15 protein-coding genes are annotated in these 13,166 nt (G+C 64.4%); 14 read left to right on the forward strand and 1 reads right to left on the reverse strand.

The genetic code is table 11. The features are described 5' to 3' along the window. Positions 1–92 precede the first annotated feature (92 nt). On the reverse strand, positions 93–320 hold the full coding sequence (locus AC0Z2B_RS16015) for a hypothetical protein (protein WP_476297925.1): 228 nt from the start codon (positions 318–320) through the stop codon (positions 93–95). 137 nt (positions 321–457) lie between these two features. Here AC0Z2B_RS16015 and AC0Z2B_RS16020 point away from each other — a divergent pair, with 137 nt between their 5' ends. From AC0Z2B_RS16020 to AC0Z2B_RS16085, 14 genes are all read left to right on the forward strand, one after another. After that, positions 458–799 (forward strand): helix-turn-helix domain-containing protein, encoded by a 342-nt coding sequence (locus AC0Z2B_RS16020; protein WP_476297927.1) that lies wholly within the window; start codon positions 458–460, stop codon positions 797–799. Between the two features lie 80 nt (positions 800–879). Beyond that, positions 880–2,862 carry a DNA topoisomerase III gene (locus tag AC0Z2B_RS16025; protein ID WP_476297929.1) on the forward strand — a complete coding sequence of 661 codons (1,983 nt, stop codon included), beginning with the start codon at positions 880–882 and terminating at the stop codon, positions 2,860–2,862. A gap of 759 nt (positions 2,863–3,621) precedes the next feature. Next, positions 3,622–4,185 (forward strand): STY4534 family ICE replication protein, encoded by a 564-nt coding sequence (locus tag AC0Z2B_RS16030; protein WP_476297931.1) that lies wholly within the window; start codon positions 3,622–3,624, stop codon positions 4,183–4,185. Positions 4,186–4,250: 65 nt separating this feature from the next. Continuing rightward, complete coding sequence (locus AC0Z2B_RS16035) at positions 4,251–4,508, forward strand: hypothetical protein (RefSeq protein WP_476297933.1); 258 nt, start codon at positions 4,251–4,253, stop codon at positions 4,506–4,508. 66 nt (positions 4,509–4,574) lie between these two features. Continuing rightward, positions 4,575–5,069 (forward strand): JAB domain-containing protein, encoded by a 495-nt coding sequence (locus tag AC0Z2B_RS16040; protein WP_476297935.1) that lies wholly within the window; start codon positions 4,575–4,577, stop codon positions 5,067–5,069. Positions 5,070–5,129: 60 nt separating this feature from the next. Beyond that, positions 5,130–5,846 carry a DUF5983 family protein gene (locus tag AC0Z2B_RS16045; RefSeq protein WP_476297937.1) on the forward strand — a complete coding sequence of 239 codons (717 nt, stop codon included), beginning with the start codon at positions 5,130–5,132 and terminating at the stop codon, positions 5,844–5,846. Between the two features lie 124 nt (positions 5,847–5,970). Continuing rightward, a complete protein-coding gene (gene pilL2 / locus AC0Z2B_RS16050; protein ID WP_475503305.1) occupies positions 5,971–6,492 on the forward strand; it encodes a PFGI-1 class ICE element type IV pilus protein PilL2 in 522 nt (173 codons plus the stop codon). Continuing rightward, positions 6,489–7,172: a hypothetical protein gene (locus AC0Z2B_RS16055; protein WP_476297939.1), complete on the forward strand. Its 684-nt coding sequence runs from the start codon at positions 6,489–6,491 to the stop codon at positions 7,170–7,172. Before pilL2 ends, AC0Z2B_RS16055 begins: the two co-directional genes overlap by 4 nt. 10 nt (positions 7,173–7,182) lie before the next feature. Continuing rightward, on the forward strand, positions 7,183–7,899 hold the full coding sequence (locus tag AC0Z2B_RS16060; RefSeq protein ID WP_475503307.1) for a TIGR03759 family integrating conjugative element protein: 717 nt from the start codon (positions 7,183–7,185) through the stop codon (positions 7,897–7,899). Continuing rightward, positions 7,881–8,435 carry a lysozyme family protein gene (locus AC0Z2B_RS16065; protein ID WP_475503308.1) on the forward strand — a complete coding sequence of 185 codons (555 nt, stop codon included), beginning with the start codon at positions 7,881–7,883 and terminating at the stop codon, positions 8,433–8,435. Before AC0Z2B_RS16060 ends, AC0Z2B_RS16065 begins: the two co-directional genes overlap by 19 nt. Continuing rightward, a complete protein-coding gene (locus AC0Z2B_RS16070) occupies positions 8,432–8,863 on the forward strand; it encodes an integrating conjugative element protein (protein ID WP_475503309.1) in 432 nt (143 codons plus the stop codon). Before AC0Z2B_RS16065 ends, AC0Z2B_RS16070 begins: the two co-directional genes overlap by 4 nt. A gap of 9 nt (positions 8,864–8,872) precedes the next feature. Next, positions 8,873–10,999 carry a type IV conjugative transfer system coupling protein TraD gene (gene traD, locus AC0Z2B_RS16075; protein ID WP_476297941.1) on the forward strand — a complete coding sequence of 709 codons (2,127 nt, stop codon included), beginning with the start codon at positions 8,873–8,875 and terminating at the stop codon, positions 10,997–10,999. 36 nt (positions 11,000–11,035) lie between these two features. Further along, a complete protein-coding gene (locus AC0Z2B_RS16080) occupies positions 11,036–11,764 on the forward strand; it encodes a TIGR03747 family integrating conjugative element membrane protein (protein ID WP_476297943.1) in 729 nt (242 codons plus the stop codon). 133 nt (positions 11,765–11,897) lie between these two features. Next, a complete protein-coding gene (locus AC0Z2B_RS16085; protein WP_476297945.1) occupies positions 11,898–13,121 on the forward strand; it encodes a zinc-dependent alcohol dehydrogenase in 1,224 nt (407 codons plus the stop codon). Positions 13,122–13,166: the final 45 nt, after the last annotated feature.

Below are 13,166 nucleotides of genomic sequence, written 5' to 3' on the forward strand. Positions count from 1 at the left end.
ACGTCAGTTGAGTCGCGCCGGCTCAGCGTGAGGCCCACGCTGGGCCGGCCACCTGTCCGGCGTGCAGCCACCGCGGCTCCTGCAATCCTTGATTACTGCTGGCGGGCGAGCTCGTGCTGGGCATGCGCCAGCAGCAGGGCCACCTCGTACAGGTGCTGGTCCAGGGCACGGAACGCCCGCCAATGCGCCGGGCTCTGCTTGACCCAACTGGCCAACGCCTCCCTCGCCTGCAGGCTGTCCGGCTCCACGTGAGTCGCTAGGAACAGCTCGTAGGCCTTGATCTCCAGCGCCGTCATGTCGGCGTCATTGGAACGGTCCATGTTGCCTCCTTGTGCTGACAGGTCGTACCGCACTTTCTCAGCTAAATACGCCCCGATAGGTTGTTAGTCAACCTTTCAGGGCGTTCATATGCGCGAGTTGATGGTCAACCATATGGGTCGAATTGGAGATCGTCCCGTTGCCCGCCAAACAGCCTAGCCTACGTTACATCGGTCGCCAGTTGGCCCAGCTGCGCCGCGCCCGCCAACTGACCCAGGAAGACGTCGGCGAGCGCCTGGAGATTGGCGCCGAAGCGGTCTCGCGCCTGGAGCGCGGTCTGGTCGATCTGTCGGTGACCAAGCTGCTGCAGCTGGCGGACATTTTCCAGTGCTCGGCCGGCGAGCTGCTGGTGGCCATCAGCCCCCGCGCGCAGGATCAAGCCCAGACGTTCGCGGCGTTGCTCGACAAGCTCAGCGCCGAGGACCGGCAGTTTGCCCTCGACCAAGTCGAGCGCCTGGCCGCGCACATGGCGCGCAAATAAGGGCACGCCGTTTCAGCTTTCCGCTGGATCTTTCCCACCCCATCCGCACCCTGGCGCTATCTGATCAGGGGAGCCTAGCCATGCGCCTGTACATCTGCGAAAAACCCTCCCAGGCCCGCGATATCGCCCGCGTGCTGCAGGCCAACCGCCGCGGTGATGGCTGCCTGCAGGGCAATGCAGTGACCGTGACCTGGTGCGTGGGCCATCTGCTGGAGACCGCGCCACCGGAGACCTACGGTGCGCAATACAAGCGCTGGACCTTGGAGGACCTGCCGATCATCCCAAGCCGCTGGCAAGTGGTTGCCAAGCCCAAGGTCGCGGCGCAGTTGAAGGTCATCGAACAGCTGCTGCGCACCTGCAACGAAGTCGTGGTGGCCACCGACGCCGATCGCGAGGGCGAGATGATCGCCCGCGAGATCCTCGAGCGCTGCCGCTTCCAGGGGCCGATCTTGCGTCTGTGGCTCTCGGCCCTGGACGAGGCGTCGATCCGTAAGGCACTGGCCGCCCTGCGCCCGGGCGAGCAGACGCTGTCCCTGTATCACTGTGCGCTGGCGCGCTCCCGCGCCGATTGGCTGGTGGGCATCAACCTCAGCCGGCTGTTCACCCTGCTCGGCCGCCGCGCCGGCTTCGATGGCCTGCTGCCGGTGGGCCGGGTGCAGACGCCGACCTTGCGCCTGGTGGTGGAGCGCGATCGAGCCATCGCCAGCTTCGTGCCCCGCCCGTTCTGGACGGTCGATGCGCAGCTGCAGGCCGAGGGCATGGTGTTTTTGGCGCGCTGGCAGCCGCCTGCCGGCAGTTGCGACAACAGCGGGCGCTGCATCGAGGAGGCCGTCGGGCAACGGGCGGCGCGGCGGCTGGTGCAACGCGCCCAGGCGCGGGTGTCGAGCGTCGACGTGGAGCGAGTGTGTGAAGGACCGCCGCTGCCCTTCGACCTGGGGACCTTGCAGGAGATCTGCTCGGCCAAGCTTGGCCTCGGCGCCCAGGACACCTTGAACACGGCGCAGGCGCTGTACGAGACCCACAAGGCCACGACCTACCCGCGCACTGACTGTGGTTTCCTGCCCGAGCGCATGCTCGATGAGGTGCCGCGCGTCCTCCACGCCCTGGCAGCCAGCGCGCCGTCGCTGGGGCAATGGCTGAAGCAGGCCGACCCGAGCCGACGCTCACGGGCCTGGAACAGCAGTAAGGTCACCGCGCACCACGGCATCATTCCCACGGCCGTGGCCCTCGACCTGAAGCAACTGTCCGAGCGCGAGCAGGCGGTCTACGCGCTGATTCGCGCGCGTTATCTGGCGCAGTTCCTGCCCGACCATGAGTACTTGAAAACTTTGGTGTTGCTGCAGAGCGACGAGGACCAGCTGCAGGCACGCGGCAAGCAGATCCAGGTGCGCGGCTGGAAGGCGGTGATCGATGAGGCCGACGGCAGCGAACCGGGCGAGTCGAGCCAGCGACTGCCGACCCTGCGCGAGGGCGCATCACTGCCGTTGCTTGATACCGTGGTCAACGCGCACCGCACCCAGCCGCCTAAAGCCTACACGGAAGGTACCCTGGTGAAGGCGATGAAGACCATTGCCAACCAGGTCGCCGACCCGCGCCTGAAGCAGAAGCTCAAGGACAGCATCGGCATCGGCACCGAGGCCACCCGCGCGGCGATCATCCAAGGGTTAATCGATCACGGCTACCTGGCGAAGAAGAAACGCAGCCTCGCGGCCTCAGCGGCCGCGCACACTGTGATTGAGGCGGTGCCGCCGGAGGTCGCCGATCCAGTGATGACCGCTCTCTGGGAGCAGGCGCTGGATCGCATCGAATCGGGGCAACTGGACGTCGAGACCTTTCTGGCCAAGCAGGCCGCCTGGCTCACGCAATTGGTGCAGAGCCACGCCTCGCAGACCCTGCGCGTGCCAGTCGCCGCCAAAGGCCCCGCGTGCCCGGTGTGCCGCAGCGCCATGCGCCAGCGCAAGGGTCGCACCGGAAACTTCTGGTCGTGCTCGCGTTATCCGGACTGCAAGGGCACCAAGCCGGTGGCCACACCCAAGCGCACCCGCAAGCCCCGCTCCTCCTAAGCAGTACACGGCACCTTGACGCTCCTTGCCGAGGCTGTTGTAGTGAAGGCGCCCCATCGCCACCTGGCGAACCAAGACCGATACGCTCCGGGCAGTTCGGTCGAACCGTCGTGTTCGGAGCCATGCCACACCTCTCCCCGTGATTGCTTTTCGGCGTTATAGATCCTCCAGGCGGATGACCCGTGCGGCTTGCAGCAGGCCCCAGGGGTCATCCGCCTCGGCGATGATGCTCAGCACCGGTGCCCGCCGGCGAAAGACTGGGCGCCTTTTGTGCGCGGATGCGTGCCAGCAGTTTCCGATCCAGGCCACGACAAGGGTCGGTTGAACCAGGTGAATGACCGGCGACAGTTTTGCGATGGACTTCGCGGTCAGGGTACCGGGTCAAAGGTGGTCCTCTTCATCCTAGCCTGATGACCGTCGGGCTATTTTTTCGTCAGCAACTTTCCACTGAAGACCATCGGTTTCCGGCCGCCGAAGACGAGCTCAAGCCCCTGTTGACGCGGGATTCGCCTCGATCTATAGATGAACTGCACCTCGCTGTCGATGACAGCACCCTGGTAGCCAGAACCTTGAAGGCTACGCCCGTTGCGGGTGGTTCACCCCCAGTGCGATCAGCGCTCGGCAGCTCGCACGGTCACCGATCCCTCGGTGATGAGCGCTCCTCGACCGGTCCTGGGACCACCCTTGCCTCCCCTTGCGGAACTCACCTCCCGCCAGGGCTGGTGGATATCCGCGTTTCTAGCAAACAGGAGATTCACCATGACTACTGCAAACAACGCTGCACCCACCAGCTACTTCAACCTGCACACCCAAGGCATTGGCTACCTGAACCGTATTCGCGAAGTCCCGGTACGTCGCGGGCAACCGTTCATGGCCTGCGACATTGCCGCTCTGCACGGTGCGTCAGATGACGTCGAGTACACTCGCTTCGACTGCAAGGTCGCCGGCGGTGAAGCGGAGCGTTTGATCCGCGAGCACCTGGAAGACGTCAAGGCCGATCGCAAGGTGCTGCTGGCCTTTCGCATCGGCGATCTGTGGGTCGACGCCTTCACCTATGAAAAAGGTGAGCGCAAAGGCCTGCCGGGCGCCAGCCTCAAGGGTCGGCTGATCTTCATCGAGTGGATCAAGGTCGATGGCCAACTGACCTATAAGGCAGCCCCCCGAGCTGAAGCCCCTGCTCCAACTGAACCGGATCAGCAGGCCGATGAGGCCGACGCCGAACCTGAAGCTCCCGCCGACACCTCCCGCGCCAGCACCGGCCGCCGTCAAGCCCCGGCTGCCAACGGCCGTCGCACCTCCACTCCGGCGCGTCAGTCTGCCTAAGACGATTGACCCACCCACCAGGCGCTCGCACGAGCGCCTTTTTTTCACCTGAGTCGGAGGTTGCCATGGAGAGCTACTGGCTCTGCCAGGACTGCCTGCAGGCGGTGGCCTATGACGACTTCAGCGCGCTGTCGCTGTATTACAGCGAGGCTGAGGTCGACAAGCGCACCGCCCAGATGCGCGCCGCCCTGCAAGTCCTACTGCCCTTGAGTGCCGACTTCGATCCTGAGACCGGCATCGGCATCGAGGACTTTTCAACCGCGCCCTGCGAAGTCTGCTGCAGCCGCTTGCACGGTACGCGGCATCGCTTCACCCGGCTTTGAACTGCTGATACCTACCCAATGGGGGCTCTCCCCCTGGGGGCGCTCCTGCTTTACGAGGATTGTCCCATGAACACCACCCTGAACCTGGTCGGCTCCGTCGATCCCGCTGTGATCCAGCGCGTCAACGAAGATGCGCTGATTCAGCAGGCCCTGCAGTTGCTCGACCGCCGTTATTTCCAACGCGGCGAGCTGCTTATCCAGCCTGCCGATGCCGCGGCCTACCTGAAGCTGCGTCTGGCGCCCTACCGGCAGGAGATCTTCGCCCTGCTCTGCCTGGACTCGCGTAACCGCGTGCTCGCCTTCGACGAGCTGTTCTTCGGCAGCATTGATGGCGCCAGCGTCTACCCACGCCAAGTAGTCATCAAGGCCTTGGAGCATAACGCCGCCAGCGTGATCTTCAGCCACAACCACCCTTCCGGCTGCCCGGAACCCAGCAACGCCGACCGGGTGCTGACCCAACGCCTGACCGAGGCCCTGGCCCTGGTGGAGGTCCGCGTCTTGGACCACATCATCATCGGCGAAGGCCGTCCGTTGTCCCTGGCCGAATTTGGCTGGATCTGAACCGTCGTCCCGACGCCACCGCCTGCATGGGGTGGCCTCAATTTCCGCTGGAGAGCAGTCATGCATCCTCTTACGTCCACCCCCTTCGTTCGCGGCTACCAATCCTTTCGCTGTGAACGCCTTATCCAAATTATCTACGAAGAGTACTGCGAGCCTTGCTACCGGCCCCTGCATGACTCGCAGGCGCAGCTGCCGGACCATGACATCAACCGCCAGCCTTGCATATTCAACGATGACTTCGTGCTGATCACCCGGGGGCAAACCCTGGTCAGGGAAGCCGTCGCGCACTGCACTGACGACGGCACGGTGGTGGCGGTGGTCTACACGGTCGTCGCCGACCATTTCGGCCAGTCCGCCCACTTGGGTGACTATCCCAGCGAGGAGGCAGCGCAAGCGGTGATCACGCAGTTGACCTTTGCCACAGGGCACTACAGCCGTAGCTGGGAAATCAGCTCGGCGCACCTGCCCCCTGCGGAGCTCAAACTGCTGGAGGAGCGCACCTGGCGCGGCATCGCGTCCGGCTTCTTCGAGTGTTTCGAGCTGTTCGACAGCCATGCCATCGGCTGCAAGCTGTATTCGACGCCTTGGCAGGATGGCGGCAACGCTTCTGAGTGTGTCGCCAGCCGCGCAGAGGTCCTGGCGCGCCTGCGTGACGAGCAGGTACCAGCGGTGCTGACCGAACTGTTGCTGCTGGCCGGGCAAGCCGACGTGCGTTTCCTGGTGTTTGATCCAGACGCCCGACGGCTGCCCGAGCTACCCGTTTTTCCCGATAATTGATGCAAGGCGCCTACGGGCGCCTTTTTTATTGGGCGCGAATTGCCGTGGGCGGGAATCGCTTTATCGGTGGGGCGACAGCCGCCCTTTTCGCCATGGTAGCGGCAACCTTCCCTGAGGCATCGCCATGCATCGTCCACTCATGCTCACGCTGGTCATTGCCGCCCAGCTGGCGGGCTGCAGCCATGCTGCGCCCCCTCCCGGCCCAATACCATCCCCGGACAAGCCCGCGACACCCGCCAAGCCGCTGGTGCCGGAAACGCTCCAAGCACCTGACTGGGTGCGGCAAGGTCGCTACACCCTGGTCAGCGCCCGGCCGACGCTGGAACAACGCCAACCGCTGCTGCAGATGGTCGAGGTCAGTATCCCGCCGGCGCTGCGCAGTGATGTCGGCGAGGCATTGCGCCATGTGCTGCAGCGCTCGGGCTTTTCGCTGTGCCCGGATGTCCCGCCGCAGGCGCTGCTGTTCAGCCGGCCGCTACCGGCGGTGCACTACCAGATCGGCCCGATGGCCCTGATCGATGCGCTGACCATCCTCGGTGGACCGGCCTGGGAACTCAGCGTCGACCCACTCAACCGCTCGGTCTGCTATGCACTGCGGTCGCCATCACCTGCTGCACCGGTCGGCACGCTGGGGCTCGTCCCATGAAAATACAGACCTTCCATGACCTGTTGATCGGCGCCCTGTGCATCGGCGCGACCTTGCTGGCGGCGGTGACCTACAACCATCATCAGCAACTCGCGGCCATGGTCGCAGTAGCTGCACAGGCCCAGCCCGATCCTACCCCAGCTCTGCGGCGGGATCTGGATCTGCTCCGCGATGGTCAGGCAAAGCTGCAGGCACAGCTGCGCGACCTGAGCAGCCAGCAGGAGGCCGTCACAGCCACCCAGGCGGCGAACCGGCAGCAACTCGACCAACTCGACGCTGCCATCGCCGAGCAGTCGAAATCAACAGCCAATGCCCCCAGCAGCGAGGTATTCACGGCTTGGCAGCAACGACTCGACAAAGCCGAGGGGGACCTTGCCCACGTGCAGGCCCTGCTCGCGGCACAGGCTCAACCCCGGCCCCGCACTGAACCCGCCCCGATGCCAAAGCCCAGGGTGAAATCACCGCGCCCTGCCGAGCCGCCGCTGTCGGTGCTTGGCATCGAGACGCGTGGCAGCGCCCGATTCGTGTCGGTTCTGCCGACCGGTGCACGTTCGCTGTCCGCCGTGCAATTGCTGCAGCCGGGCGAGAGCCTGGATGGCTGGCAGTTGCGTGAGACCCAGCGCGACCAGGCCGTCTTCCAGGTCGCGGGGCATGCCGACCGCAGCTTACCCCTACCCTGAGGACGCTGCCATGCGCCTGTTCGCTCTCATCAACCTGCTCCTGTTGCCCATCAGTCTGCACGCTGCCGTTGTTGCCGCGGCGGACCAGGAAGTCTCCGAACCCAGCCAACGCAACAGCGACGTAAAGCAGCTGCAGCAACGCCAGGCCACTGCCGCGCAGGCATGGGGACTGACTGACGATGAATGGGTCAAGTTTGAACACCTGCAAAACGGCCCCCGGCGCTATTGGTCGCCGCAGTTGGACCCGCTGACCACCCTGGGAGTGGAGGCGGAGTCCGATCAGGAGCGGCAGCGCTATGCCGAGCTGCAAGTGCGCCTGGAAGCCAAGCGGGCCGAGCGCGAACTGGCCTACCAGCAGGCGTACACCGCCGCGTGGGCGCGGCTGTTCCCCGGGCTGCAGCCCGTACAGGGCATGAGCAGCGTGGACAATACGTCAACCAGCACCCGCTACGCGCTCTTCGTCGAAGAGCAGTGCCCAGCCTGCCAAGCCCGGGCCTTGCAACTGACGAAACAGGGCGCGCAGCTGGATGTGTACCTGGTCGGCAGCCAGGGCAAGGATGAAGCGATCCGGCACTGGGCGCGCCAAGCGGGCATCACCGCCGCGCAGGTCAGCAGCGGGCAGATCACCCTCAACCATGACCGCGGGCGCTGGTTCAGCCTCGGCGCCAGCCGCCCCCTGCCGGCACGCTATCAACAGGTGGACGGACAATGGCAGCGCGTCGACTGATATGCGCCCTGGCGCTGGGGCTTGGCACCCACGCAGGCGCCGAGGTGATACCCCCGCCGGCCTACCAAGTGATTGCCGCCCAGGCCGGCATTCCCTCCTCGGTGTTGTTCGCGGTTGCCTTGCAGGAAAGTGGTACTCGGCTGCGCGGCCAGACCATCCCCTGGCCCTGGACGTTGAATGTCGCCGGCAACCCGCAGCGCTTCGCCAATCGTCAGCAGGCGTGCACCGCGCTCATGCTCGAACTCACCCGCCAGGATCCTCGGCGCATCGATGTTGGCCTGGGCCAAACCAACCTCGGCTACCACCCCGAGCGCTATGCCAGCGCCTGTGACGCCCTTGATCCGCGGACCAACCTCACGGTCACTGCCGCCCTGCTCAAGGAACACTTCGAGGCGGCCGGCGACTGGGTGCGAGCCGCCGGTCGTTATCACCGGCCAGCCGGAGGCGAGCCTGCGGCCCGCTATCGCGCGCAGTTCATCCGCCATTGGCAGCGGGTCGACGCATCGGCTGCCCTCAATTTGGAGAACCAACCATGACGCCTGTACGGATCATTGCCCTGATTACGTTGTGCTGGCTGTGGTACGGCGTGGCGGCCCAGGCCGACGAACCAACGTCCGCAGCCCCCGTCCCACGCCTATTGAGCTGGGTCCTGCCTATCCACAGCAGTCAGCTGAGCCCAGGCCCGGTCACGCGCAGAATGCTGGATATGCCGAGAATGACACCCCTGTTTCTGGTCGGGCAGGACCCGCTTTCCCTGCAATGGCTGGCTGAACATGCCCAAGCCCTACAGGCGCTGGGCGCCAGCGGTCTGGCCGTGGAAGTTACGGATAGCGGGACGCTGCAGCGCATCCAGGCAATAGCGCCGGAGCTACCGATCTGGCCGGTCAGCGGTGATGACATCGCCGCGCGCCTGCAACTGGAGCATTACCCCGTGCTGATTACGCCAACCGCCTTGGAACAGTGAGGGCAACCCATGACCGATCACGCGATGGAGTCCCTGCTGCGGCCCGCCGTGGAGCTGTACACCGTCGGCGTGTGCGCGGGCGCTGCGGCACTGTGCCTGCACTCGCCCTGGGCGGTGGCGCTCTCGTCTGAAATTGGCGCTGGCATGGCGGTGGCCTACACCGCCTTTGGCCTCAAGCGCCTGAATGAAGCCCGCGTCGTGCTGTGCTATCGGCGCAACATCCGCTGCCTGCCGCGCTACTCACTCACCAGCCGGCAGATCCCGGTCAGCAACAAGCGCCTGTTTATGGGCCGCGGTTTCCGCTGGACACGCCTGCATACCCAACGCTTGGTCGAAGCCCAGGACCCTGCGCTTGCTCGCTATGTGAATCAGTCCGCGGCCTACCAGTGCGCTCGACGCCTGGAGCGGGCGTTGGAGAAAGCCCCCTTTGCCCTTTCACGCTTGGCCCAGCTCACCGCATTGGACAGTCCCTTCAACCCGGTACGGCCACTGCCCCCGGTGGGCGGCTCCCCGCTGCTGCACGGCGTCGAGCCCCATGAGTGCGAAGCCAGCCTGCCGCTGGGTGAGCGCGTCGGCCATACCCTGGTGCTGGGTACCACGCGAGTGGGCAAGACCCGCCTGGCCGAGGTGTATATCACCCAGGACATCCATCGGCAAACGCCGGAAGTGGTGGTGGTCTTCGACCCCAAGGGCGATGCCGATCTGCTCAAGCGCATGTATGTCGAGGCGCGCCGCGCCGGGCGCGAGAAAGAGTTCTACGTGTTTCACCTGGGCTGGCCGGAGATTTCCGCGCGCTACAACGCCATCGGCCGCTTCGGTCGCATCTCCGAAGTCGCCACCCGTATCGCCGGACAATTGAGCGGCGAAGGCAACTCAGCGGCATTCCGCGAATTCGCCTGGCGCTTCGTCAACATCATTGCCCGCGCGCTGATCGAGCTGGGCCGGCGCCCAGACTATCTGCAGATCCAGCGCCACGTGGTTAATATCGACGCCCTGTTCATCGAGTACGCGCAGCAGTTTTTCGCCCGCCATGATCCCCAGGCGTGGGACACTATCGTGCAGATCGAGGGACGGCTCAATGAAAAGAACATCCCCCGGCACATGATCGGCCGGGAAAAGCGGGTGGTCGCCATCGAGCAGTACCTGGCCGCCAAGCGCATCTTCGATCCGGTGATGGATGGCCTGCGCTCGGCGGTGCGCTACGACCGCACCTATTTCGACAAGATCGTCGCCTCGCTGCTGCCGCTGCTGGAGAAGCTCACCAGCGGCAAGACTGCGCAATTGCTGGCCCCGAACTACACCGACCTGGACGATCCACGGCCCATCTTCGACTGGCTGCAGGTGATCCGCAAACGCGGCATCGTCTACGTCGGTCTTGATGCACTGACCGATGCCGAGGTGGCCGCGGCCGTGGGCAACTCGATGTTCGCCGATCTGGTCTCGGTCGCGGGGCACATCTACAAGCATGGGGTGGACCATGGCCTGCCCGGTGTCTACAGCTCGACGGAGAAGCTGCCGATCAACCTGCATGCTGACGAGTTCAACGAGTTGATGGGCGACGAGTTCATCCCACTGATCAACAAGGGCGGCGGCGCGGGTATTCAGGTCACCGCCTACACCCAGACGCTGAGCGATATCGAGGCGCGCATCGGCAACCGCGCCAAGGCCGGCCAGGTGATCGGCAACTTCAACACCCTGCAGATGCTGCGGGTGCGGGAGACTGCGACAGCGGAGCTTTTGACCAACCAGTTGCCCAAGGTCAACGTGCAGACGCGCACGCTGGTCTCCGGGGCCACCGACACGGCCGACCCGGACGCCCATACGGATTTCACCTCTTCCTCCCAGGACCGCGTCAGCAGCACCGCCGTGCCGCTGATTGAGCCCGCGCATATCGTCAGCCTACCCAAGGGGCAGATGTTTTCCTTCCAGGAAGGCGGACAGCTGTGGAAGGTACGCATGCCACTGCCCCTACCCTCCAACGATGACGCCATGCCCAAGGATCTGCAGGAGCTAGCCAATCACATGCGCGAGTCGTACAACGCCAACGCGGGCAACTGGTGGACCAGCGCCGGCGGCGCACCCACGGTTGATTTCAACCCCGAAACGCCACCGCCAACGCGCAAGCGCCCATCCTGAATCACCGGATGAAATGCCACGTGCGCCGAGGTATCCATGCCGACCACGCCGGTCAACCAAGCACCTGTACCGCGAAAACCCGGGCTTATCCTCGCCACCGTCGAACTGTGCCTGAGGCTGCTGGGCGTGCTGTTTGGCTCGATGCTATTTTCAATCATGCTGGAGTTTGCCGGCATGGTGTGGTTTTGGCCCGATCAGGGCTGGCACCACAGTCAGGTCATGTGGCAGAGCGAGTTGGGCTGGCTGAGTGCGAACTTCAAACAGTCCTTGATCGTTGCGCAACCTGCCGCAGCCGTTGGCCGAATCCTCGAGGCGATCAATGAGTGGTTGTTCGTCAGCATCGGCTGGGGCGAACTCCAGGTGCATATGACGAAGCTAAGCCAGGAGGACAGCATTCCGGGGGCAGCGGCGCAACTGTACGTCGGGTTGCAAGACTACCTGGTCGCGGCCCTATTTACCCTCCTCACGTTCGTGGTCCGCGTTGCCGTGCTGGTACTGTCGATGCCATTGTTCCTGATGGCTGCGGTGACTGGGGGTGTGGATGGGTTGATGCGCCGTGACCTGCGGAGATTCAGTGCCGGCCGTGAAAGCAGCTTTGTCTATCATCGAGCCAAACGACTGCTCATTCCCCTACTGCTCACGCCCTGGATCATCTACCTGTCCATGCCTTGGTCAATCAATCCCACCTGGGTGTTGGTACCCTGCGCCTGGGTATTGGGCTGGATGGTCGCGATCACTGGGTCGACGTTCAAGAAATACCTCTGACTGCCGCGCCTCTATATCCGCTATCGGCCAGAAACGGACGGTCGGATAGGCAGGCGCCGTCCGGAATCTAAGTTGAACTAACCGATGCCCGGCTCTCTCGATTGTCTGACAACCATCCGAGGCTGAAGACATCATGCGAGCACTTACCTACCACGGCGCCCACGACGTGAAAGTCGATACGGTTCCGGACCCGACCCTTAACGCCCCCGACGACATCATCCTGCGGGTTACCGCGACGGCAATCTGTGGCTCCGACCTGCACTTGTACCGCGGGAAGATTCCACAAACCGAGCACGGCGACATCTTCGGCCATGAATTTATGGGCATTGTCGAAGAGGTGGGCAGTGACGTGACGGCGGTGCAACGCGGCGACCGCGTGGTTATCCCGTTCGTGATTGCTTGTGGCAGCTGTTTCTTCTGCCAGCATGACCTGTTCGCCGCCTGTGAAACCACCAACACCGGGCGCGGCGCTATCCTCAACAAGAAGGCGATCCCGCCGGGTGCGGCGCTGTTTGGCTTCAGCCACCTGTATGGCGGCATACCCGGCGGCCAGGCCGAGTATGTGCGAGTGCCCCAGGCCAACACCGGCCCCTTCAAGGTGCCTGGCACCCTGGCCGACGAAAAAGTGTTGTTCTTGTCTGACATACTCCCCACTGCCTTCCAGGCGGTGAAAAACACCGAGATCGGCGCCGGCGCCAGCATTGCCATATATGGTGCGGGGCCGGTCGGGCTGCTGTGTGCGGCCGTGGCACGGATGCTCGGCGCTGAGCGTATTTTCATGGTCGATCATCACCCCTACCGCCTCGCCTATGCGCAGCGCACCTACGGGGTCATCCCGATCAACTTCGATGAAGACGACGACCCTGCCGACACCATCATCCGCCAGACACCCGGCTCGCGGGGCGTGGACGGCGTGGTCGATGCGGTAGGGTTCGAGGCCAAGGGCAGTACCACCGAGACCATTCTGGCTACCCTCAAGCTTGAAGGCAGCAGCGGCAAGGCGTTGCGCCAATGCATCGCAGCGGTCCGCCGCGGCGGCGTGGTCAGCGTGCCCGGGGTCTACTCGGGCTTTATCCATGGCTTCCTGTTCGGCGACGCGTTCGACAAGGGGCTGACTTTCCGCATGGGGCAAACCCATGTCCAACGCTACCTGCCCGAATTGCTGGGGCACATCGAGACCGGGGCGCTGGTGCCCGACGCCATCATCAGCCACCGCCTTTCCCTGGAGCAGGCGGCAGAGGGCTACAAGATTTTCGACAAGAAAGAAGAGGAATGCCGCAAGGTGATTCTCACGCCGGGCAACCGCCCCATCGAACTGCCCGTGGCTGAGGGTCCGGGGCAGCCTGCCGTGGTTTGACGCTCGTCGAGCGGCAAGCTGCGTTGTGCAACGGTTGATGTCCAG

The sequence above is a fragment of the Pseudomonas sp. GYB4201 genome, from assembly GCF_056312595.1.